Raw genomic sequence first — 21,956 nt, forward strand, 5'->3', positions numbered from 1 at the left:
CGGCGCAACGGTAGCGACATGCTAGGCCAGCACCCAGCTTGCAGTGGCAGACTTATCAAACATGTTGGCAAAATACAGTGCCTTCTTGATATCGCCATCAAAGTAGATATTGCCCGCCACGGAGCCACCGGCGGAAAGGGTACCAGACTGCAGCTCATCGGAGCCCTCGCTGTAGTAACCCTGATTCTGTTGGGCGCCGTTGGCGTCCTCGCCCTTCCAGTCGTAGACATTGTAATCTGCGCCCTCATCGCCATTGTTGACGTACGTGACGTGAATGCCCGTCATGGTCGAACCGTCATAATTTGTAAGGCCGGGCTGGACGGAATCGACAACGACGGAAAGACCGGCAGCTGTGGTCACCGTCGTGCCAACCGCCAGGTCAGTCGTAGGCTGCTCTTCCTTCTTCGCCTCTTCCTTCTTGTCGCCATCGCCAGCGTCCTCGGTGACGGTCGCCTTATCGCTACCACAACCGGCAAGAAGACCGGCAGTCCCCAAGGCGACGGTGGCGAATGCGCCAAGTGCAGCGCGACGGCTCAGCAGCACTTCGTTTTCGAGCTTTTTCATTATGCATCCTTCCTACGATCCGGCTACCGCGCCGGTACACAGCACATCGTAGGAAGGATTAAACTTGAATTCATTAGCTGAGAGCTAAGGCCGCGGTAAACGGCCAATGCAGTTATCCAAACGCCGGGCAAACGCACTTTGCGCGACCGTCTGCTGGCAGTGCATCAACCCGCACCCGCACCCACCAGGACTATATATGGCAGACTGTCGGCGTCGTTCCATCGTCACCCCAAGCCAAGCAATCGTTTGTAGACATCGAGGCCCTTGAGTAGGATTTCCTCGTCAAAGAGCATGGTATCGGTGTGAAGGGCGCTCATCGCATAAGCTGGGCAGCCGTCTGCGTCGATCGGGTTTTCTTGCGCCTCTGGCACGCCCGTGCCCAGCAAGAAGAACACGCCCGGCAGATGGCGCTGATAGAACGCAAAGTCCTCGGCAATTAACAGCGGCTCCTCCACAAGCTGCAGGCCGGGCAAGGCAGGCGCGACGCTGGCAAACAACTCGGGGTCGTTGTCGACCGGCGGATAGCCCTCGGCAAAGTCGAGATCGTACGTGCAGCCCGTTGCGGCACAGGCATCGTCCAGCACGCGACGCACGCCTTCGCGCGCCCGGTCGAACATGCCGTCCGTAAACACACGCAGGCTTCCGGCCACATGGGCCTCCCCCGCCACCGCGTTGCAAACCGTACCGGCCTGCAGCAGACCAAACTTGCCGATGCAGGGCTCGTCGCCGCCCAGCTCGTCCATCAGCTCGCGCTCGGCAACCAAAAACTTCGCTGCCGCCAACGCGGCATCGTGCGACTCCTCGACCGGCACGCCATAGGTCTTAGCAATATGGATGCTCGTACCGTGAATATAGATATGCGTCTCGCTCGAACGCGCCAACAGCGGACCGGAACAGCTCGCCAACGTGCCGGCAGGCAGATCGGGCCACACATGGAAGCCAAAAATGCGGTCGACCCCATAGCGCTCGAACACGCCGCTCTCGCATACCGTCTTGGCACCACCGGTCGTTTCCTCGGCCGGCTGGAACACAAAGAGCACGTTGCGCCTCATGGCGCCCGGCTGCTCGCGAATCGTACGGTCGACATACGTCGCGGCGGCAAGTGCCATGGCCATGTGACCGTCATGTCCGCAAGCGTGCATCTTGCCGGGATGGGTCGAGGCAAAGGCCGCCCCTGTCGCCTCCTCAATGGGCAGCGCATCCATATCGGCGCGAATCGCCGTGGCATGCGCGGCATCAACGCCGGCGTCGAAGAAAGCGCAGACGCAGCTGGAGCACGGATGGGTCACTTCGCAGGTGAGCGGTGCCAGCACGCCCTCGATATAGGCAATGGTTTGCGGAAGATCGAAATCGAGCTCCGGAATGCGATGGAGATCGCGGCGATAGCGACGGAGTTCTTGGAGCTCGGTCATAGAGGATCCCTTCGTGAGGCACATCTGTTGCAACTTATTGTGATACAGGATTGTGGCGCACATGTTTCCAGCATATCCCTGCATTTTTTAAACGTTATATACGAATACTCTTGTTTGGTAAAGTGCAACGTGATAGGGTCTTTACCACTTGATAGAGGCGCGGGCACGAAGAGCCGCGGGCGAGCCGGCAGGCTTTGACCCCGCGGGGAGGCGAAACCCGCCGAACTGGGTTTTCGGGCACGAACAACCTGGTGGGCCTGTGGGAAACACCCACAGGACTGTCTGCAGCAATGCGGGAGCGCTATCCGGACATTGGGTCCACGCTATGCGGATTCGATGCGCAGATGGCGCCGTCTGGATAGCGAGGTTTACGGGACATGGCATTGACCCCCAACGAGGCATATGCGGCCAAGCAGCCGTTTGTGGACAAGGAGACGCTCGAGCATATCGTCGAGCAATTCCCCACGCCGTTTCATCTATACGACGAGGCGGGCATCCGCCGCAACATGCAAGAGGTGCGCGACGCCTTTGCGTGGAACCCGGGCTTTAAGGAATATTTTGCCGTCAAGGCCAACCCCAACCCGGCACTCATCTCCATTCTCAACGAATACGGCTGCGGCTGCGATTGCTCGAGCTATACCGAGCTCATGATCGCCCGCTCGCTGGGTATCACGGGACACGACATCATGTTCTCGTCCAACGACACGCCGGCTGCGGACTTTGAGCTCGCCGACAAGCTGGGTGCCATCGTCAACTTTGACGACATCAGCCACATCGAGTTCTTTGAGCGTGTTGCGGGGCCCATCCCCAAGACGGTCAGCTGCCGCTTTAATCCGGGCGGCCTGTTCCAGCTCTCCAACGGCATCATGGACAACCCCGGAGACTCCAAATACGGCATGACCACCGAGCAACTCTTCGAGGCCTTCCGTATGCTCAAGACCAAGGGTGCCGAGGACTTTGGCATCCACGCATTCCTTGCCAGCAACACCGTCACCAACGACTACTACCCCAAGCTCGCGCGCATCCTCTTTGAGCTTGCCGTGCGCCTGGAGCGCGAGACCGGCGCACACGTCGCCTTCATCAATCTATCCGGCGGCGTCGGCATCCCCTACCTGCCCGAGCAGCAGGCCAACGACATTCACGCCATCGGCGAGGGAGTGCACGCGGCATACGACGAGATCCTGGTCCCCGCAGGCATGGGCGATGTGGCAATCTACACCGAGATGGGCCGCTTTATGATGGGCCCCTACGGCTGCCTGGTCACCAAGGCCATCCACGAGAAGCAGATCTACAAGGACTATATCGGTGTCGATGCAAGCGCCGTCGATTTGATCCGCCCCGCCATGTATGGTGCCTACCACCACATTACGGTGATGGGTCAGCCGGGCGGCGCCGACAAGGGCACAGCGCCCGTCACGAACACCTATGACATCACGGGCAATCTGTGCGAGAACAACGACAAGTTCGCCATCGATCGCGAGCTACCGCATATCGACATGGGCGACCTGCTTGTAATCCACGATACCGGTGCGCATGGCTACTCCATGGGCTACAACTACAACGGACGGCTGCGCTCCGCCGAGGTCCTGCTGCGCCCCGATGGCGCGGCCGACCTCATCCGCCGCGCCGAGCGCCCGGGCGATTACTTTGCCACGCTCGACGTGCTGCCGTGCGGCCGAGAACTGTTGGCCAAGTCGCGCGCCGAAAGTGCCCGCCGCCGCGCCCAAGACGAGCGCCTGGCAGTCGCCGCCCAATGGAACAAGCGCATCCAGATCGCCGAAGCGAAGGAGAAGAACATGGATATCCGCAATCTCGAGGGCTCAATCGTCGCCCTGGTTACGCCGTTTAAAAAGGACGGCAGTGTCGACTTTGATGCGCTCGAGCGCCTTATCGATTTCCACCTGCAAAATGGCACCGACGCCATCCTCGCCCTGGGCACCACCGGCGAGAGCGCCACGATGACCGACGACGAGGACAACTCCGTTGTCGCCGCGGTGGTCAAGCAAGTTGCAGGACGCGTCCCCGTCATCGCCGGCTCGGGCTCCAACTCCACGCAGACCATGCTCACCAAGTCGCTCACTTACCAGGGCTTGGGAGCCGACGGCCTGCTGCTCATTACCCCCTACTACAACAAATCTAACGAAGAGGGTATCTACCAGCACTTTAAGACCGTCGCCGATGCCGTAGACATCCCCTGCATCCTGTACAACATCCCCGGCCGCTGTGGCTGCGGCATCAGCGAGCGCAACGTGGAGCGCTTGGCCGCGCACCCCAACATCATGGGTATTAAGGAAGCCTCGGGCAACGTCGCCTACGCTGCCAAGATCGCCCACCTGCTGTCCGACGACTTCCGCATGTACTCGGGCGAGGACGCGCTCACCGTGCCGCTCATGAGCCTGGGTGCTTCGGGCACCATCAGCGTGTGGGCCGACGTGCAGCCGCAGCTCGTACATGACATGTGCCGCGCCTATCTGGACGGTGACGTGGCACGTGCCCGCGATATCCAGATTGCCGGCCAGCCGCTCATCAATGCCCTCTTTAGTGAGGTCAACCCCATCCCCGTCAAGGAAGCGCTCGCCCAGATGGGTATGATCGAGGCAAACTACCGCATGCCGCTGTGCCCCATGGCAGACGACACGCGCGCTACACTTACCGATGCTCTGAAGGGAGCTGGTCTGCTTGATTAAGACCGTCATTATGGGAACGGGCCGCATGGGCTCGCTCATCCGCACTACCGCCGAGGGTATTGTCGACGCTGCCGGAGAGCCCGTTTTTGACATCGTCGCCCAGATCGGCTTCGACTTGTCAGAGCTCGAGAACGCTCCGGCAGCCGACGTCATCATCGACTTCTCGAACGTTGCGACCTTCGACGCCGTCGTCGCCTATGTCGAGCGCACGGGTGCGGCGTTGGTCTCGGGCACCACAGGCTATACGCCCGAGCAGATGGATCGCCTGCGCGAGCTGGGTCAGAGCGCCTGCGTCATGCACTCCGGCAATTACTCCATCGGTATCGCAGCCCTGCGTCATCTGGTGGCACAGGCCACGCGAGAGCTGCCCGGCTTTGACTGCGAACTCGTCGAGACGCACCACAACCAAAAGGTCGACGCCCCCAGCGGCACTGCCAAGTTGCTGCTCGACGCCGTCGTCGAAGCCGAGCCCGAGGCAGGCTACCACCCCGTCTATGGCCGCGAGGGCATGTGCGGAGCGCGCGACCCCAAGGAGATCGGCGTGCACTCGCTGCGCGGCGGCACTGTCGCCGGCGTGCACGAAGTGAGTTTCTTTGGCCAGGACGAGGAGGTCACGCTCACGCATCGCGCCACGAGTCGTCAGATCTTTGTCAACGGCGCCTTGGCAGCCGCGCAGAAACTCATCACCCGCGAGCACGGCTTCTATACGTTCGACCAGGTCATGTTTGCCTAACCAGGTATCAACCGGATCCACCCAAAGGAGAGACCGCAAATGAGTAACGCAGCCGAAATGGATGCACAGGAGATTATCAACTATATCGCTACCGCGCCCAAGAAGACGCCCGTCAAGCTGTACGTGCGCGAAAAGCCGGGCATGAAGGTCCAGTGGGGCAATGCGCATGTCTATGGCGGCCGCCGTGGCAAGACCGTCTTTGGCGACTGGGATGAGCTCAAGGCAATCCTCGACGCCAACGTCGATTCCATCGACTACTACGATGTGGAGAACGACTGCCGCAACTCCGCCGTGCCCATGCTCGACCTCAAGGGCATCAACGCCCGCATCGAGCCGGGTGCGATCATCCGCGACCGCGTCGAGATCGGCGACCGTGCCGTCATCATGATGGGCGCCATCATCAACATCGGCTCCGTCATTGGCGAAGGCTCCATGATCGATATGGGCGCCGTGCTGGGCGGTCGCGCCACCGTGGGCAAGAACTGCCACATCGGCGCCGGCACCGTGCTGGCAGGCGTCGTGGAGCCCGCCAGCGCCACCCCCGTCATCATCGAGGACGACGTTATGATCGGCGCCAATGCTGTGGTCCTGGAAGGCGTGCGCGTGGGCAAGGGTGCTGTCGTTGCCGCCGGCGCCGTGTGCGTCGAGGACGTCCCCGCCGGCGCCGTGGTCGCCGGTGTCCCCGCCCGCGTTATCAAGATGCGCGACGAGAAGACCGACAGCAAGACCGGTCTCGAGGAAGGCCTGCGCCAGCTCTAATAGTTACGCGGTTTTACCAAACCGCGTAACTTGTCGACGCTCCAAACGACCCAGAGCGGCAATCTGACGTTCAATCGTCGGGCATGACCAGAAGGTCAATGCCCTCCTCTTTCACGTCACCTTGCTCGCTCTGGGTCGTTTTCGCTGACTTATGCTCAACCTGCAACGTGATTAAGCCCCAAGTAAAAAGGCCGAAGCCCTCGTCCGAGGCTTCGGCCTTCCCTATCTCAGGGTGCCGTCGTATTCAACCATGGCGAGTTGCTTTGACAGGCGCCCTACGGCCGTCTTATAGACCTCGAAACGATCGCGCCGCCCTATTGCCACAATCTCGGCAATCTCAACCATTCCGTCCTCTCGGATTCGGAAAACCATTCTGAGTCCCGCATTCCGCCATTTAATCTTTTTGCAGCCGTCGAGCTCGCCGTGAAGCGGCGTTCCGATTTCATCAGCGCGCGTCTTTAATTTTGCGACGGCAATACGGACGAGCCTGCGCTGGGATCCATCTAGTTTTTGATAATCCTTCTCGACGTCTCGATTCAAAAAGCCGACAACAAAATGCCCGCTCATTCGAAAAGATCCTCGTCGGGAATCGCGTCCGGATCCATCGACTCAAGCTCCGCGAGCTCCTCGGCAGTTAAGGCGTCCTCAAACGGAACAAACTCATGCGGACCATGCTTGACTCGATCCGCAGCGATGCGATTTATCTCAAGTTCACGCAGATACTGCAGCGCGCCGTACATTTCCTCATAGGCAGCATAGTCGATAATCACGGTATCGATATCATTATGATCAGCAATGAACTGAGGCGCGCGTTTTGCGCGTTTACGAATGGTGGATAAGGACTTGCTTGCTTCGGTAGCAGAAACAACCTGGTCTTTTGTAAACACCGGTTTTTCCAGAACAAATGGGGACATTTTGACCTCCAAAAAATAATCTGGATTATATTTCAAAGTATACTTCAAAATATAATCCAGACTTTTATTCAAAAGCAAAAAGCCTTATCGGTTCTCGATGCTGCCGATGTTTTTGAGCTCGATGGAGATGAGGCCGTTGGGCTCGTTGACAAACTCGATGTACTCGGAATTCGAACCCATCTCGGCCGGAAAGCTGATCTCGATGCCCGTATCGGTACGAATCTTGTGATTGCGTACGGCCGCGCGCTCGACTTGCTTGCGCTCCACGGGCACGCGCTCGGGCACCTTCTCCTCGGTCAGCGCCGCACGCACGCTCTCCTTGATGACCGGCTCGTCCTCAAAGACCTCATCGACGATATCCCAAGGCGGCAGCTCCTCGTCGTCTTCAACCTTCTCGGCAACGGCGGCTTTGACCTTGGCGAGCGCTACGGCCGTGTTGGCGCCGTGCTCCTCGGCGACTTCCTCGACCACGCGCGTCACCGTGTCGATGACCTCCTTACCCGAAACCCCCGTATCGCACTGCAGCAGGCCGTCGGGAATGAGCATGCGATCCTCGCCGGCAATCTTGCGCTTCTTGTCCACGTAGCCGATCTCCATGGTGCTTGCACGCACGATGGCATAGCTCGGCACCTTTTGCGAGGGGTTTGGCAAAATGGCGTAGTGGCGCGCGATGTCGTTACGAACCTCGCCCTCTTCGCGACCCACCTCGTGCATGAATGCCTGCTTGGAGCCCAGCAGCATCACGGCAAACCAGCGGGCATCTTCATCATCGTCAAAATCGGCCACGAGCACGTCAGTGGACTCGGCTTTCTCGGCCTTGGTGAGTTCGGAAGAGATGAACTCCGCAATCTGCTGAGACAAGTCCACGAACTCACGCTCACCAAAGAAATAGCCCTTGAGCTCGCCGCCAAACGCAGAGTTCTCCGCAAACGTGGCGCGCTTATTGTCGGCCGAGGTACGAGCGCGGCGCAGATGCGTGGTCACAAAGCTGCGCACGGTACGGCTTTCGATATCCAGCTCGCGCTGGCTCATGACGTTGACGGCAGAGTCAAAGTCCAGGATATGCAGAATCGCGTGATTGATTTTCATATACGGCATTCCGTTCTAGATCGCTTTTGGCACGAACCAGTATAGCGGTCGAGTCCGCCCCAGGCGCATCGAAGATTGGTGCAAACAAGCCTGTCCCTTTTGCATAAAAAAGCGCCCGGGTCACATGGGCCCGGACGCCTTCGTTGTAGACCTGTTGCTTAAACGAGCCGAATTTAGCAGGAAAAGTCGACGCTGTCGATAATGTCCTTGAGGGCCTTTGCGGAGACGGTGAGCTCATGCTGCTCGTCATCGTTCAGCGGCACGGGAACGCGGCAGACGACACCGTCGCGACCAACGACCGTCGGCATGGAGATGGCCAGATCGGACAGGCCGTACTCGCCCACCATGAGCGAGGAGACGGGCAGAACGGTCTGCTCGTCACGCATGACGGCAGTGCAGATGCGCTTTACCGCCATAGCGACACCGTAGTAGGTGGCGTGCTTCTTCTCGATGATGGTGTAGGCGGAGTTCTTGACGTCCTCGGCGATGCGCTTCTCGGCAGCCTCGTGCTCCAGATGGCCGTGAAGCTCGCAGAAGGTGTTCAGCGGCACGCCGGCAACCTGAGCGCTGGACCAGGCGACAAACTCGGAGTCACCATGCTCGCCCATGACGTAGGCCTGAACGTCGCGCGGGTCAACCTCGACGTGAGCGCCGAGCATCTGCTGCAGACGGCCGGTGTCGAGCACGGTGCCGGAGCCGATGACATGGCCCTCGGGCAGGCCGGACATCTTGATGGCGGCGTAGGTCAGAACGTCGACCGGGTTGGAGACGATGAGCAGAATACCGTCGAAGCCAGACTTCTTAATCTCGGGAATAATGGACTTAAAGATGCTGACGTTCTTGTTGACCAGGTCCAGGCGGGTCTCACCGGGCTTCTGAGCAGCGCCAGCGGTGACGACGATCATGGCGGCGTCGGCGACATCAGAATAATCGCCGGCGTAGATCTTCATCGGCTCGGCAAACGTCATGCCGTGCGCAATATCCAGGGCCTCGCCCTCGGCGCGGTTCTTGTCCACGTCGATGAGAACCATCTCGGAGAACAGACCACTCTGCATCAGCGCGAACGCCGAAGACGAACCGACGAAACCGCAGCCGACAATAGCGACCTTCTTCTCGTTAACCATTAGAAACTCCCATCTCTCTCCACAAACAAGCCGCCCGGGAACGACCCGAGCGGCTTGCCGTAATCCCAATACATCCAATCGGGACTTTGATTATGCTCCTATACGCAGCCAAAAATCGACCGTTTACCGAAATTGTTTGCAGGATTCGTAAAATAACTGCACGAAATCGGTTTCGAGCTATTGACGAGCCCAAATAGTCTTCTAATACAGGCCCGCCTCGCGGATGGCCTCGACAGCCAAAGCGATCTGATCGGGCGGCAGGACCAGCGCCATGCGCACGTGCCCCTCGCCCGAAGGGCCAAAGCTCGCGCCCGGCGTCACCACAACGCCGGCCTTCTCCATAAGCTCCTCGCAAAACGCCATGGAATCGGTGCGGCCACCGGGAAGCTTGGCCCACACAAACATAGAGCCATGCGCGTTGGGACGCTCCCAGCCCAGGTCCTCAAGACCGTCGCACAGGGCATCGCGGCGCTCCTGGTACTTCAGACGTTGCGCCTCGACCTCATCGCGCGGACCATTGAGGCAGGCGATGGCGGCCTTCTGAATCGGGAAGAACATGCCAAAGTCGATCTGGCTGCGCAGCTTGGCAAAGGCAGAGACCACATCCTCACGGCCGACCAAAAAGCCGATGCGCGCACCGGTGACGTTAAACGACTTGGAAAGCGAGAAGAATTCCACGCCCACCTCGAGCGCGCCGGGATACTGCAAGAAACTGCCGCCGGGCTCGCCGTCAAACACGATGTCGGAGTACGCGTTGTCATGGACGATCAGCAGGTCGTGCTCGCGGGCGAAGGCGATAATCTCCTCGTAGACCTCGGGCGTGCCCACCGAGCCCACCGGGTTGGCGGGCAACGACACAATCATGTACTTGGCACGATCGGCCACCTCGGGATCGATGCCCGCCACATAGGGCAGGTAATTGTGCTCCGCCACCAGCGGATAGTACTCGAGCTTGGCATCGGCGATCTTGGCGCCCGCCTCAAAGACCGGATAGCACGGATCGGGAACCAGAATGGTGTCACCCGGATCGAGCAGGGCCAGACCCAAATGACCCACGCCCTCCTGCGTGCCGTTGCACGACTGCACCATGGACGGCGTAATGCCCGAAACGCCAAAGCGACGCTCATAGTAATCGCACACGGCCTGCTTAAGCTCGGGCAGGTCGCGCAGGGAATACTTCCACATCTCGGGATTTTGGGCGGCCTGCGTGAGCGCCTCGACCACGTGGTCGTACGGCTTAAAGTCGGGCGTGCCCACGCTCATGTTGTAAATGGTCTTGCCCTGAGCCTTCAGCGCAAGAAGTTTGTTGTTGAGCGAGGCGAAGACCTCCGCGCCAAAGCGGTCGAGACGCTGCGATGCCTGCATGGTGCCACCTTTCGATATAAAAAATGCGGCGCTCCGACAAGAGCGCCGCGCGATACGGGCCATCAGATTGCAAAATTGTAACGCTTGCAACCCCCGTATTGGTTCAATTTAGCCAACCTTAGTCAATTGGATTGAGCGCGTCGATCCGCGCAAGCCACAGACGCGAGCTGGCGTCACTCGGCATACGCCAATCGCCGCGCGGGCTGAGCGTCACTGAGCCCACCTTGGGACCATCGGGCAGACAGCTGCGCTTAAACTGCTGGGCAAAGAAGCGACGATAGAACGTACGCAACCACGTGTGGACGGTCTTGGCGTCATAGACACCCTCAAAGCTCTTGAGCGCCATACGGTAGATCTTGCCCGGCTCAAAGCCAAAACGCAGCAGGTAATAGAGGAAGTAATCGTGCAGCTCGTACGGGCCCACCAAATCCTCGGTCTTCTGCGCAATCTCACCGTCGCCCGTGGGCGGCAGAAGCTCGGGGGATACCGGCGTATCGAGGATATCGAGCAAGACCTCGGCAATACGCCCGCCAAAGACATCAGCGGCATAACGTACCAGATGGCGCACAAGCGTCTTGGGCACGCTCGCGTTGACGGCGTACATGCTCATGTGGTCGCCGTTATAGGTAGCCCAGCCAAGCGCCAGCTCCGACAGGTCGCCCGTGCCGATAACAAAACCGCCAGCCTGGTTGGCCAGATCCATCAGAATCTGCGTACGCTCGCGGGCCTGGCTGTTCTCGTAGGTCACGTCCTGAACTGCCGGATCGTGCCCAATGTCCTTGAAGTGCTGCTCCACGGCCGTGTGGATCGAAACCTCGCGGAAGCTCACACCCAGGTCGCGAGCGAGTGACTCGGCATTCGACTTGGTGCGATGTGTCGTGCCAAAGCCGGGCATGGACACGGCTGTGATACCCGTGCGCGGCAGTCCCAGTGCATCGAAGGCACGCACGGTCACAAGCAGTGCCAGCGTGGAATCCAGGCCGCCCGAAAGACCGATGACTGCAGCCTTGGTACCCGTATGGGCAAGGCGAGTCTTGAGGCCGGCAGTCTGCAGATTGAGGATCGTCTCGCAGCGCCCGGCCAGGTCACCATGGTCGGCCGGCACAAAGGGCGCGCGGGGGAAGACACGGTCGATGTCGAGCGCATCGCGCAGGACAGGTTCTTCGGCCAGCATGCCCTCAAACGAAAACTCAACAGTCGTGGCCTCCGGCGCATCATCCGCGCGCGTCCACGTCGTCGAGCGACGGCGCTCGGCAACCAGACGGTCGAGGTCAACGTCGGCCACCGCCATATCGCAGGTGAGGAGCTTCGTGGCGGCGAGCTTCGAACCGTTTTCGTAGACAAGGTTCTCCCCTGCAAAGACCATGTCGGTCGTGGACTCGCCCTCGCTCGCGTCCGCGTAGGCATAGGCGCAGTACAGGCGCGCGCTTTGGTTAGAGATAAGGCTGCGACGGTAATCTGCCTTACCGATAATCTCATCCGAGGCCGACGGATTGAGGATCACCGTCGCACCGGCAAGCGCCATCTCGGTCGAAGGGGGCGCCGGCACCCACAGGTCCTCGCAGACCTCAATACCGAGTACCAAACCCTCGGCGCCCTCATCACAGCAGCGGTAGACAAGCCCCGAACCCAGCGGAACCGGACCCTGACCGGCAAACTCAACCCACACGGGATCGGCGGGCGCCGGAGCAAACCAACGGCGCTCATAGAACTCGCCATAGTTGGGCAGATACTTCTTGGCCGTGAGGCCCAAAAGCTCGCCCGCGCAGCACACGGCGGCACAGTTGTAGATATTCTCGGCCACCGCAACGGGAAGACCGATGGTAAAGACAATCGGCAGCTCGCGGGTTTCATCGAGAATATGTGCCAGTGCAGTCTCGCAGGTATGCAGTAACGTGCGGTTATGGAACAGATCAGCCGCGGTATAGCCAGTCAGATTAAGCTCGGGCAGCACCAGAGCACGGACACCGCGCTCGACCGCCTCGCGAACAGCCGCCAGCGCAACCTCGGCATTGCCCTCGACATCGGCCACGCGAATCCGCGGCGAGGCCGCCGCCACACGCAAAAAGCCATCAGACTGAGAAAGGTGAAGATTCATAAGAATGCTCCCGTGCGTAGACGCCATTCACAACAATTAGCAAGCCCTATTGTAGTTCAACCGCCGGGTGTAACCGCATCCCACCAATTTGGTGAGCTATTGATGAGTTGATGGTATCTGTTAAATGTCACGTACGATTCACATCTGGTGGGTACCCTGATGGCTACACGAAACGAAGCAGATTTACACCGGGAGGACCCCGTATGACAACCAAGTACACCGACGCGCCGCGCACGCGCGTCATGACACCGGCATCGCTCAACAACGGCGTTCACGAAAACCATTCCATCGGACAGACCATGGCCATCGCGCCCAAAAAGGGCCTGTTCGACGACATTTCCATTCCCCAAATCATCGCCGGCGCCGCAGCTGCCGCCACGAGCGTCGCACTTGCTTCCAAGATCGGCATCGCCGGATCGGTGATCGGTGCCGCCGTGAGCTCGGTCATCACCGTTGTGTCCTCGCAGGTCTACCGCCACTTTATCTCTGCCAGCGCCAACGCCCTCAAAGGCACGCACGCCGCCGTCGACTACCCTGCCGGCGCCTATGAGCCCGTTGACCTTAATGCCGAGGAGCACCTGGGCGGCGCCGCGACTACGCAGGAGATGCGCCAGGTTGCGGGGCGCGCGACCACGGCGCGCGTCGCCCCCAACAGTCTGCGTGCCAAGGCGGCGGCAGAGCGCAGCCAGACGCAAAAGAAGGTCATCGTCTTCTCGATCGCCATCGCCATCGTCGCGGTCATCGCCTGCGCTGGCGCCATCCTTATCACCACCGCCGGTGAAGGTCTGGGCGAGCGTCCCGAGTCAATCCTTTCGTTGCGCACAACCGAGCACAATGCGGATAGCTCAGATCAATCGCAAAGCCAGCAGGACGACTCGCAGGACACCTCCGCATCCACCGATTCGTCCTCGAACGCCCCCGATCAATCGCAGAGCGCCGATTCCTCTGTGAACAACAGCGGCACGCAATCCGGCACGACTGACTCAAGCCAAACGACTGACAGCTCTCAGCCGAGCACGGGCGACCAAACGAGCGGCAATACATCGGGCACAAGCTCCACCGACAACAGCAACACCAATAGCTCGAACAGTTCGAACAGTTCGAGCGGATCCGCGTCCGGCACGCCATCTGACAGCTCGAGCCAAGGCACGGCATCGGGCAACTAGGCACGTTTGCCTCTCACAGATAACCGACCTGCATAACGGGCGCGAACCGGCAACGGTCGCGCCCGTTTGCCATGGGCGACGAGATGGCAAGCCCCATGCGATGGTAAGATGCTTTGGTGTGTATAGAGGAGATTTGCCATGAGCAAGACAATAGTTAAGCCCACACTATCGCTGGGCAACCACATCTATCTGTATCGCCTGCTGCGCGATGCGATTGGATGCGGCAAGCAAACGTTTATGACGCAGGTCGAGGAGGCACTCGCCGCCGGCGACATGGCCGCTTATGACCTGGGCTTCGAGTCCACGCGCGAGCTGCTCGAGGAGCTCGACGACTGCATTAAGCTGACCGTCTTTAAGGGCGGCCGTCTGTATGCCACCGTCATCGCCAACGAGGCCTGGGATGCCGCCCTTGCCAAAGGCGAGGACAAGCCCAAGGCTGCCAAGGGCGCCAAGCAGTCCTACAAAAAGAAAAAGCGCGGCGAGAAGGACCTCAAGGCCGTGCGCCCCAAGCATGTTAAGCGTCCCGAGCCCGAAGCCATGGTTGAAGCCGTACCGGAACCCGAGCCCGAGACAGAGATCGAAGTCGCTATTGAGGTAACGGCAGAAGCCGAAACCGAAATCGACGCCACGACCGATCCCGAAGTCATATCAGAGCAGGAAGCCACTGCGGAGCTCGACGAGACTCCCAAGTCGACAACCGAAGAAGCCGCCAACCAACCCGAGGCGTCTGCGTTCCAAAACAGCGATGTTTTTGGCGACGAGGCCGAGGACGATCAGTCCAACGAGCCCGCGGATCAAGACGCTACCGAGTCGACGCCAGAGCCCGAGACACCGCAGCCCGCCATCTCGCTCACGGTCGTCTATGACCCCGAGAACGCAAACGCTGGCATCACCACCATGGCCTCCACGCCAGCCGAGGCAAAGTCGAGCGTCGAGAACGAGAACGCGACGCAGGTTGAGGTTGAAACCGCAGCCGCAGACGCGCCCGTCACCGTGGAGCCCGCAGATTCTACGATCAAGCCGGAAGCGACGCCAAAGCCTGCACCCGTCATCGAGTCCGTGCCCGCCGCTGCTTGCGGCCAAATTCCCGCACCGGCACCGGCTTCGGCACCCGCGGCGGTCCCAACCCCCGCACTTGCAGCGCCCGCCATCCCCGAGGACTTCCCCGTCGATTTCACAACCGAGGTCTTCTGTCCCGGCCCATTGCTACACCAGCTGTCGACCTATCTCCCCTACGGCGCCGACACGCTCGGCATCGTCGGCGAGTACTACTGGATCGCCCGCGAGCGCGGTACCATCGAGGCCGCGCGAAACCGCGCAAGCTTCCCCCTGCGCTACACGCAGGCCGGCGAGCGCCACGAAGTCACCGTGCGCATCCGCCGCAACACCACCGGCGGTCTCGGAGCCACCTGGACCATCGACAAAGTCGAGCCTTCTACCAAGTAAAAAAGGGACGATAACCCTCAAGGTTATCGTCCCTTTCTCGTTAGGTCACCTGAGCTCGACTAATCGCGCGTCAGCTTGCGGTGAATACGATGCGGCTGGGCTGCGTCCTCGCCCAGGCGCTCGATACGATTGGCCTGATAGGCCTCGAAGTTGCCCTCGAACCAATACCAGTTGCCCGGATTCTCGTCGGTGCCCTCCCACGCCAGAATGTGCGTGGCGACGCGGTCCAGGAACATACGGTCGTGGCTAATGACCACCGAGCAGCCCGGGAACTCGAGCAGTGCCGCCTCGAGCGAGGACAGCGTCTCGACGTCGAGGTCGTTCGTGGGCTCGTCGAGGAGCAGCAGGTTGCCGCCCTGCTTGAGCGTAAGTGCCAAGTTCAGACGGTTGCGCTCGCCACCGGAAAGTACGCCAGCGCGCTTCTGCTGGTCCTGGCCCTTAAAGCCAAAGCTCGCCACGTACGCGCGGCTGGGGACCTCGGTCTCGCCGACCATCATGTGGTCCAGGCCGTCCGAGACGACCTCCCACAGGTTCTTATCGGGGTCGATGCCGGAGCGGTTCTGATCGACATAGGAGATCTTGACGGTCTCGCCCACCTCGAGCTCGCCCGAAGTCAGCGGCTCCAGGCCCACGATGGTCTTGAACAGCGTGGTCTTGCCCACACCGTTGGGACCGATGACGCCCACGATGCCGTTGCGCGGCAGGGTGAACGATAGGTCGTCGATGAGCACGCGACCGTCGAACTCCTTGTGCAGGTGATGGGCCTCGAGCACCTTGTTGCCCAAACGCGGGCCCACAGGGATGCGGATGTCGGTCCAGTCGAGCTTCTGGCTTGCGCGGGCCTCGGCCTCCATCTCCTCATAGCGAGCCAGACGGGCCTTGTTCTTGGCCTGACGGGCCTTGGGGCTGGAGCGTACCCACTCGAGCTCGGCCTCCATGCGCTTAGCGAGCTTGGCGTCGCGGTTACCCTGAGCCTCGATACGGGCGGCTTTGGTCTCCAGATACGTGGAGTAGTTGCCCTTGTAGGGATAGAGGTGGCCGCGGTCGACCTCGCAGATCCACTCGGCAACGTTGTCCAGGAAGTAGCGATCGTGTGTGACGGCAAGCACCGCGCCCTGGTAGTTGTGCAGGAAGTGCTCGAGCCACAGGATCGACTCGGCGTCCAGGTGGTTGGTGGGCTCATCGAGCAGCAGCAGGTCGGAAGCTTCGAGCAGCAGCTTGCACAGGGCCACGCGACGGCGCTCTCCGCCGGAAAGCACATTGACCGGCATGTCGGAATCGGGCAGCTGCAGGGCATCCATAGCCTGGCCGAGCTTGGAATCGATATCCCAGCCGTCGGCGGCATCGATTTCGTCCTGGAGCTTGCCCATCTCGGCCATGAGGGCATCCATGTCGCAGTCCGGGTCGCACATCTCCTCGCCGATCTTATTGAAGCGATCGACCTTGGCGATCATGTCGCCAAATGCCATGCGCACGTTCTCGATGACGGTCTTGTCGTCGTCGAGCGGCGGCTCCTGCTGCAGGATACCCACGGTGTAGCCGGGGGTAAGTCTGGCATCGCCGTTGGAGACTTCCTCGATGCCGGCCATGATCTTGAGCAGGGTCGACTTGCCCATGCCGTTAGGGCCCACGACGCCGATCTTGGCACCGGGATAGAAGCTCAGGGTCACGTCGTCAAGGATCACCTTGTCGCCATGAGCCTTGCGAGCCTGATACATCTGGTAGATAAACTCTGCCATTTGCCTGTTTTATCCTTTCTACCTGCTGTTTCCCTATTCTTGTTTCGCTTTAGTGGAAACGAGATGAGAAAACCAGCTCTAAAACGTAACGAAAAAGGGGCACGGTTACCCACACCCCCTAATACTACCTGGGAAAAGTCCCCCGGAACATACTATGAACTGCGTACGCTAGTTTTCCGCAACCTTAACGAGCGGCTCGCTGCGATTTGCGCCACAGCAGATACGAGTAGACGTAGACGACTCCGACCGAACCAAACGCCAGAACCGCAATCACCGCGGCGACAACTTCACTCGAAAGCACGCTACCCGCAACGCCCATCACAATCAGACCAACACCCAGCACCATAAAGCAGGCACCGCCAAAACTCTGCGTACGGCGCCAGTTCTCGGGATCGGCAAGCGCCCAGGGCGTCTTGATACCGAGCGTATAGTTCTGCTTCACACGCGGCAAGTAGTTGCCTACGCCAATGAACAGCAAACCGACAGCACCGGAAATCAGCGCGTTGACCGAACCGACCGCCGGCACCACGCCCCAGACCGTAAGCTCTCCCAGCCAGCTTATGGCGCACATGAACAAGGTGAAGGTGATTACGAAGCCCTGATAGAACTTGCCCGAGGTTCGATATGCCTCGCCTTTGGGATCGATGCGCGGCACCACGCAGAACATTGCGAGAAGCACCAGGGGCAGCACGCCGTGCGCGGAGGCCATCCAGCTGGGACCCCAACCGTCAACGCCGTTCGCGCCCCAGTGCGTGGGAATCTGCGCAGGCAAGCTCGGCATCACCATAAGGTGCGCTACGATATTGGCGACGCACAGAGCGACCAGCGCGATCCACACGCGTGGCGATACCCCCGTGGCGTGAATGCCCTTGTTTTCGTTATTCATCCTTATCACCTTCAGTGTTTGTAAAGCCCATAAACCAACCGATCAAGTCCTGCATGACGGTGGTGTTTAAGCTGTAAACGATGTTTTGGCCATGACGTTCATCGGTCACCAACCCGGCGTTTTTGAGCGTCGCCAAATGATGGCTCAACGACGGCTTGCTGATGTCAAAATGCTCGGCAAGCTCCCCAGCCGTGCGGTCGCCCTCGCGTAGTAGTTCCAAAATGCGCCGCCGCGTAGGATCGGCCAGCGCTTTAAAACCCTCTCCCGGCATAGGACCTCCCCTCAGCAACTCTCATGACACGCACACTATACTCGATATTTAGATGTTTGTCTAACTATCTAATCTTGTACTCAAAAAAATAGCAGCCCCGCGTAATGCGAAGACGGCCACTTCTCACGCCATAAACGTGTTTCGGAGTTGGCTAACCCGCGGCAACGGGCGCCATCTGCTTCAATCTTATGCGAATCCCGATCCCATTTCAACAAACCCCAAGGGTTCAAATGGAATCGTGATAATACCTATAATGGCGATAGCTAAAACACGATTCGCTTCCCCATCGGAGGATATCTATGACCGAAACCGTTGCCGCAGCCGCCATCGAGACACGCGACACCAAGCTCGAGATCATCATGGGCCGCGAGGCACTCGATAAGCTCGCCGATGCTACGGTGCTGGTGCTCGGCTGCGGAGGTGTGGGCTCCAATTGCTGCGAGGCACTCGCCCGCGGCGGCATCGGTCATTTCGTCATTCTGGACAAGGACATCATCGCACCCAGCAATATCAATCGTCAGGCCATCGCCTTCCACAGCACCGTCGGCAAGCGCAAGGTAGACGTGATGGAAGCCATGATTCGCGATATTAATCCCGCCGCCACCGTTATCAAGCGCACCGAATACCTGTTGAGCGACAACATCGACGAGTTCTTTGCGAGCGTTTTTGAGCAGACGGGCGGCAAGCTCGACTACGTCGTCGACGCCATCGACACCATCTCGGCCAAGCTCACTATTGCCAAATATGCTCAGGACCACGACATTCGTTTGGTTAGCTCCATGGGCGGGGCCAACAAGCTCCATCCCGAGTGCCTCCGCTTTGCCGACATCTTCGATACGGTACGTGACCCCATGAGCCGCATTATGCGCAAAGAATGTAAGAAGCGCGGAATCAAGAGCCTACATGTATTGTTTAGCTGCGAGGAATCGGTTAAGACACAGCCCCGCGACCCTTCCAATATCCACGAGCGTACCGAGCTCGGAACCGCCAGCTTTATGCCGCCCATCATGGGTCAGATGATTGCCGGCGAGGTTATCCGCCAGATCAGTGGGCGCGGCACCGAGCGCGTGCGCGACGATGGCCAGCGCCTGGACTAGCGGAGTGCGCCGAGATGGAGCCCCGGTTATTTGATGCACACTGCCATCTTGATTTGATGGCTTACCCGAATGCTGTTGCCGACGAAACTGCGGCTATAGGGCTGGAGGTCTTTGATTGCGGGGTCGACCCGCGCGACTTCGCGGCAGCAAAAAAGCGGGCCAGCCGTTACCCAAACATTATCGCGGGCGTCGGCCTTCATCCCTGGTGGCTCGCCGACGGCCGCTGCGGTCCTGCCGAAGTCAATCTGCTTTGCAAAGTTGCTGCCCAAGAGCGCTACGTCGGCGAGGTGGGGCTCGATTTTTCCGCGCGCTTTGCCGGAAGCGAACCGCTTCAAATGCAGGCACTTGACCGGCTCTGCGATGCGCTCGTGCAGTGTCCTCTTGCCGGGCGCGTAATATCGATTCACGCCGTTCGTTCGGCAGGAACCGTACTGGACGTCCTCGAATCGCATGGTCTACTCATCCCAAACCCCGACTCCCCCGCTATCATCTTCCACTGGTTTAGCGGTACTTCGGACGAACTCGTCCGCGCGCGTAATGTGGGCTGTTATTTTTCCGTCAACGAACGCATGCTCGCGTCTAAACGAGGACGCGAATACGCACGACAGATTCCACTCGATCGTTTACTGCTCGAGACCGATGCACCAGCGGAGGCAAACACAGAAACAAGCGCGCAGTCGCTCATCAAATCGCTCACAAGGACCTCGATGCGCATCGCCTCGCTCAAAAATTGTGACGCAAAGCGCATCGAATCGGCAGTTTTAGCAAATGCGCACTCTATTTTTGGCCTTCGCTAACCCCTGTGGGCAAAAAGACGACAACGATACCATTATGACGGTAGACGTGCCGTCCAAGTCCTACGCAAGCTCCAGCAGCTCCGGCAGCTGGTCGATAATCTTGTCCGCGGCATCTTGGCTAAAGCCGAAGCGTTCCTCGCGCTTGGCAATGACCGTCAGGCCGGCTCGCTTGCCGGCAGTGATACCAGGCACCGAATCCTCAACGCAGCAGCAGCGATTCGCGGGCAGTCCCAGCAGGTCCAGCGCATGCAGGTAGATGTCGGGCTCGGGCTTGCTCTCCTTAAACTGCTCGCCGCTCACCACATACTCAAAGGCATCCGACAGCCCGCACGCATTGAGCACTTCCTCGATGCTATCCATGGGAGACGAGCTGGCAAGCGCCACGCGAACGCCGCGGCGCGGCAGCTCTCGAATCGTATCCACGGCGCCTGGGTTAATCAAAGCCTGATAGTCGCGCGGACGCTTATGCGCCCACTCGTCCCAACGGGCCAACGCTTCCTCGCCAGTGAAATGCCCCTTACCGGCGCGCTCAAACCAATCGACCAGCATATGCAGGAAGAACTGATGTGAGGTACCGACCTGCCCGTTCAACTCCTCTTGAGTCAGGTTAAGCCCAAGCTCCTTGGCAAACGCGGCAGTCTCGCCCAGGTAGTAATACTCGGTATCGACAATGACTCCGTCCATGTCAAAGATAACGGCGTCGAACGGAAATGCGGACACGGCACCCTCCCTAACAAAAGGGCGCCTGTAAGCAGGCGCCCGAACCATGCATTAATCGGCGATTCTAACCCAGCAGCTTATCCAGCGCCACCGCAATGCCGTCTTCGTTGTTATTGGCAGTCACCATCTGAGCCACGGCCTTAACCTCGTCAACCGCGTTGCCCATGGCAACACCGGTGCCGGCCCACTCAATCATGGACTTGTCGTTCTGGCCGTCGCCAAAAGAGACGACCTCGCTGGCATCGATGCCGAGCTTGGGCAGGGCACCCTCGAGCGCGCGGGCCTTGTCGATACCGGACGCCGTAAACTCAAAGTACCAGTCGGCCGTAAACATACCCGAAAGCGTCTGAGTAAAGGGCGCATACATCTCCTCGTGATGCGCTTGCAGATAGGCCGGGTCGCCCGCAGTGAGCAGCTTGTCCACGGGATAAGTGTCCACGACCTCATGCAGGCTCTCCACCTCGCGAATCTTAAGATCGCACGCGTCGCGCTCGTATTTGACGATGTTTTTCTGCGAGCCATCCGGCAGCGTAATCATGCAGCGGTACGAATCCTCGACATGCAGATCGCGACCGAGCGAAATCATAGGGATCACGTCGAAATTGCGCAGATGATCAATCAGACGGTGCAGTTCGTCAGCCGGCATGGCCTGGTCAAAAAGGACCTCATCGGTCTGAGCGTCGACCACATGCGCGCCATTAAAGGCCACCAGCAGACCGTCATGGTTTTGAAGGTCGAGCTCCTGCGCCAAGGCGTGCAGCCCCCATGCGGGACGGCCCGAAGCCAAAATGAGCTTAATGCCCGACTCCTGCGCCGCGAGCAGCTTCTCGCGCGTACGCGGGCTGATGACCTTTTGGTCGTTGGTGAGCGTACCGTCGATATCCATTGCGATGGCTTTGATTGCCATATAAGCCTCCCTGTCATTGAACAACCTTGTCTGAGTCATCATACAGAACACCTACTGCGGATCTGTCTGCAACGGGTAAAAAGTCATATTGTCCCGAACATGAACAGCGTGTAGCCGTGGGGCCCAATCGCTCCGTCCCATACACCGAGCCACCACATACAAAGCTGACGACGCTAAACGCG

The 21,956-nt window shown here is 59.6% G+C and carries 20 protein-coding genes and 1 riboswitch; of the genes, 7 read left to right on the plus strand and 13 right to left on the minus strand.

Going from position 1 to position 21,956, the window contains the following annotated elements; all coding sequences use genetic code 11:
• Nucleotides 1-21 precede the first annotated feature (21 nt).
• Both ACTM82_RS03035 and ACTM82_RS03040 read right to left on the minus strand, forming a co-directional pair.
• On the minus strand, nt 22-564 hold the full coding sequence (locus ACTM82_RS03035; protein WP_427795827.1) for a DUF4352 domain-containing protein: 543 nt from the start codon (nt 562-564) through the stop codon (nt 22-24).
• A 224-nt stretch (nt 565-788) separates the two neighbouring features.
• Complete coding sequence (locus ACTM82_RS03040; RefSeq protein WP_441054424.1) at nt 789-1,976, minus strand: N-acetyldiaminopimelate deacetylase; 1,188 nt, start codon at nt 1,974-1,976, stop codon at nt 789-791.
• Nucleotides 1,977-2,120: 144 nt separating this feature from the next.
• Nucleotides 2,121-2,288: riboswitch (Lysine riboswitch) on the plus strand.
• Nucleotides 2,289-2,353: 65 nt separating this feature from the next.
• Between ACTM82_RS03040 and dapA the strand changes: the two genes are divergently transcribed.
• The 3 genes from dapA to dapD are packed head-to-tail and all read left to right on the plus strand — an operon-like array spanning nt 2,354 to nt 6,155.
• On the plus strand, nt 2,354-4,663 hold the full coding sequence (gene dapA, locus ACTM82_RS03045) for a 4-hydroxy-tetrahydrodipicolinate synthase (RefSeq protein ID WP_441054426.1): 2,310 nt from the start codon (nt 2,354-2,356) through the stop codon (nt 4,661-4,663).
• The gene (dapB, locus tag ACTM82_RS03050; protein WP_441054428.1) at nt 4,656-5,396 is read left to right on the plus strand and encodes a 4-hydroxy-tetrahydrodipicolinate reductase; all 741 of its coding nucleotides are present in this window, start codon (nt 4,656-4,658) and stop codon (nt 5,394-5,396) included. The genes dapA and dapB overlap by 8 nt, the downstream gene beginning before the upstream one ends.
• Before the next feature lie 39 nt (nt 5,397-5,435).
• A complete protein-coding gene (dapD, locus tag ACTM82_RS03055) occupies nt 5,436-6,155 on the plus strand; it encodes a 2,3,4,5-tetrahydropyridine-2,6-dicarboxylate N-acetyltransferase (RefSeq protein ID WP_154517324.1) in 720 nt (239 codons plus the stop codon).
• Nucleotides 6,156-6,377: 222 nt separating this feature from the next.
• Here dapD and ACTM82_RS03060 read toward each other — a convergent pair whose 3' ends face one another.
• From ACTM82_RS03060 to ACTM82_RS03085, 6 genes are all read right to left on the minus strand, one after another.
• Nucleotides 6,378-6,722, minus strand: coding sequence for a type II toxin-antitoxin system RelE family toxin (locus ACTM82_RS03060; protein ID WP_441054430.1), 345 nt, complete (start codon nt 6,720-6,722; stop codon nt 6,378-6,380).
• On the minus strand, nt 6,719-7,147 hold the full coding sequence (locus tag ACTM82_RS03065) for a hypothetical protein (protein ID WP_441054432.1): 429 nt from the start codon (nt 7,145-7,147) through the stop codon (nt 6,719-6,721). Before ACTM82_RS03065 ends, ACTM82_RS03060 begins: the two co-directional genes overlap by 4 nt.
• Nucleotides 7,148-7,153: 6 nt before the next feature.
• A complete protein-coding gene (locus ACTM82_RS03070; RefSeq protein ID WP_118377194.1) occupies nt 7,154-8,158 on the minus strand; it encodes a nucleoid-associated protein in 1,005 nt (334 codons plus the stop codon).
• Between the two features lie 173 nt (nt 8,159-8,331).
• Nucleotides 8,332-9,282, minus strand: coding sequence for an L-lactate dehydrogenase (locus ACTM82_RS03075; protein ID WP_022094138.1), 951 nt, complete (start codon nt 9,280-9,282; stop codon nt 8,332-8,334).
• Nucleotides 9,283-9,483: 201 nt separating this feature from the next.
• The gene (locus ACTM82_RS03080; RefSeq protein ID WP_154517336.1) at nt 9,484-10,647 is read right to left on the minus strand and encodes a pyridoxal phosphate-dependent aminotransferase; all 1,164 of its coding nucleotides are present in this window, start codon (nt 10,645-10,647) and stop codon (nt 9,484-9,486) included.
• A 118-nt stretch (nt 10,648-10,765) separates the two neighbouring features.
• Nucleotides 10,766-12,745 (minus strand): NAD(+) synthase, encoded by a 1,980-nt coding sequence (locus ACTM82_RS03085; protein ID WP_441054435.1) that lies wholly within the window; start codon nt 12,743-12,745, stop codon nt 10,766-10,768.
• A 203-nt stretch (nt 12,746-12,948) separates the two neighbouring features.
• Here ACTM82_RS03085 and ACTM82_RS03090 point away from each other — a divergent pair, with 203 nt between their 5' ends.
• Together ACTM82_RS03090 and ACTM82_RS03095 are read left to right on the plus strand one after the other, a co-directional pair.
• Nucleotides 12,949-13,911, plus strand: coding sequence for a hypothetical protein (locus tag ACTM82_RS03090; protein ID WP_441054437.1), 963 nt, complete (start codon nt 12,949-12,951; stop codon nt 13,909-13,911).
• Between the two features lie 138 nt (nt 13,912-14,049).
• On the plus strand, nt 14,050-15,357 hold the full coding sequence (locus ACTM82_RS03095; protein ID WP_441054439.1) for a hypothetical protein: 1,308 nt from the start codon (nt 14,050-14,052) through the stop codon (nt 15,355-15,357).
• A 59-nt stretch (nt 15,358-15,416) separates the two neighbouring features.
• Here the strand turns inward: ACTM82_RS03095 and ettA are convergent, their stop codons facing one another.
• From ettA to ACTM82_RS03110, 3 genes are all read right to left on the minus strand, one after another.
• Nucleotides 15,417-17,096, minus strand: a complete 1,680-nt coding sequence (ettA, locus tag ACTM82_RS03100; protein WP_441054441.1) for an energy-dependent translational throttle protein EttA — start codon at nt 17,094-17,096, stop codon at nt 15,417-15,419.
• Between the two features lie 184 nt (nt 17,097-17,280).
• On the minus strand, nt 17,281-17,982 hold the full coding sequence (locus tag ACTM82_RS03105) for an SdpI family protein (protein WP_441054443.1): 702 nt from the start codon (nt 17,980-17,982) through the stop codon (nt 17,281-17,283).
• The gene (locus ACTM82_RS03110) at nt 17,975-18,253 is read right to left on the minus strand and encodes an autorepressor SdpR family transcription factor (RefSeq protein WP_154517353.1); all 279 of its coding nucleotides are present in this window, start codon (nt 18,251-18,253) and stop codon (nt 17,975-17,977) included. Before ACTM82_RS03110 ends, ACTM82_RS03105 begins: the two co-directional genes overlap by 8 nt.
• 299 nt (nt 18,254-18,552) lie before the next feature.
• Between ACTM82_RS03110 and ACTM82_RS03115 the strand changes: the two genes are divergently transcribed.
• A complete protein-coding gene (locus tag ACTM82_RS03115) occupies nt 18,553-19,350 on the plus strand; it encodes a tRNA threonylcarbamoyladenosine dehydratase (protein ID WP_441054445.1) in 798 nt (265 codons plus the stop codon).
• 14 nt (nt 19,351-19,364) lie between these two features.
• Entirely contained in the window at nt 19,365-20,147 is a 783-nt protein-coding gene (locus ACTM82_RS03120; protein ID WP_441054447.1) for a TatD family hydrolase, read from the plus strand.
• Between the two features lie 60 nt (nt 20,148-20,207).
• Here ACTM82_RS03120 and ACTM82_RS03125 read toward each other — a convergent pair whose 3' ends face one another.
• On the minus strand, nt 20,208-20,867 hold the full coding sequence (locus ACTM82_RS03125) for an HAD family hydrolase (RefSeq protein WP_338404326.1): 660 nt from the start codon (nt 20,865-20,867) through the stop codon (nt 20,208-20,210).
• A 64-nt stretch (nt 20,868-20,931) separates the two neighbouring features.
• On the minus strand, nt 20,932-21,774 hold the full coding sequence (locus tag ACTM82_RS03130; RefSeq protein ID WP_441054449.1) for a Cof-type HAD-IIB family hydrolase: 843 nt from the start codon (nt 21,772-21,774) through the stop codon (nt 20,932-20,934).
• Between the last annotated feature and the right edge of the window lie 182 nt (nt 21,775-21,956).

Source organism: Collinsella sp. HCP3S3_E5, from assembly GCF_052067635.1.
Lineage (GTDB): Bacteria > Actinomycetota > Coriobacteriia > Coriobacteriales > Coriobacteriaceae > Collinsella.

Coding starts and splice junctions, on each gene's coding strand:
- ACTM82_RS03035 (WP_427795827.1), bottom strand. CDS start 564: ATGAAAAAGCTCGAAAACGAAGTGCTGCTGAGCCGTCGCGCTGCACTT.
- ACTM82_RS03040 (WP_441054424.1), bottom strand. CDS start 1,976: ATGACCGAGCTCCAAGAACTCCGTCGCTATCGCCGCGATCTCCATCGC.
- dapA (WP_441054426.1), top strand. CDS start 2,354: ATGGCATTGACCCCCAACGAGGCATATGCGGCCAAGCAGCCGTTTGTG.
- dapD (WP_154517324.1), top strand. CDS start 5,436: ATGAGTAACGCAGCCGAAATGGATGCACAGGAGATTATCAACTATATC.
- ACTM82_RS03060 (WP_441054430.1), bottom strand. CDS start 6,722: ATGAGCGGGCATTTTGTTGTCGGCTTTTTGAATCGAGACGTCGAGAAG.
- ACTM82_RS03070 (WP_118377194.1), bottom strand. CDS start 8,158: ATGAAAATCAATCACGCGATTCTGCATATCCTGGACTTTGACTCTGCC.
- ACTM82_RS03075 (WP_022094138.1), bottom strand. CDS start 9,282: ATGGTTAACGAGAAGAAGGTCGCTATTGTCGGCTGCGGTTTCGTCGGT.
- ACTM82_RS03080 (WP_154517336.1), bottom strand. CDS start 10,647: ATGCAGGCATCGCAGCGTCTCGACCGCTTTGGCGCGGAGGTCTTCGCC.
- ACTM82_RS03085 (WP_441054435.1), bottom strand. CDS start 12,745: ATGAATCTTCACCTTTCTCAGTCTGATGGCTTTTTGCGTGTGGCGGCG.
- ACTM82_RS03090 (WP_441054437.1), top strand. CDS start 12,949: ATGACAACCAAGTACACCGACGCGCCGCGCACGCGCGTCATGACACCG.
- ACTM82_RS03095 (WP_441054439.1), top strand. CDS start 14,050: ATGAGCAAGACAATAGTTAAGCCCACACTATCGCTGGGCAACCACATC.
- ettA (WP_441054441.1), bottom strand. CDS start 17,096: ATGGCAGAGTTTATCTACCAGATGTATCAGGCTCGCAAGGCTCATGGC.
- ACTM82_RS03105 (WP_441054443.1), bottom strand. CDS start 17,982: ATGAATAACGAAAACAAGGGCATTCACGCCACGGGGGTATCGCCACGC.
- ACTM82_RS03110 (WP_154517353.1), bottom strand. CDS start 18,253: ATGCCGGGAGAGGGTTTTAAAGCGCTGGCCGATCCTACGCGGCGGCGC.
- ACTM82_RS03115 (WP_441054445.1), top strand. CDS start 18,553: ATGACCGAAACCGTTGCCGCAGCCGCCATCGAGACACGCGACACCAAG.
- ACTM82_RS03120 (WP_441054447.1), top strand. CDS start 19,365: ATGGAGCCCCGGTTATTTGATGCACACTGCCATCTTGATTTGATGGCT.
- ACTM82_RS03130 (WP_441054449.1), bottom strand. CDS start 21,774: ATGGCAATCAAAGCCATCGCAATGGATATCGACGGTACGCTCACCAAC.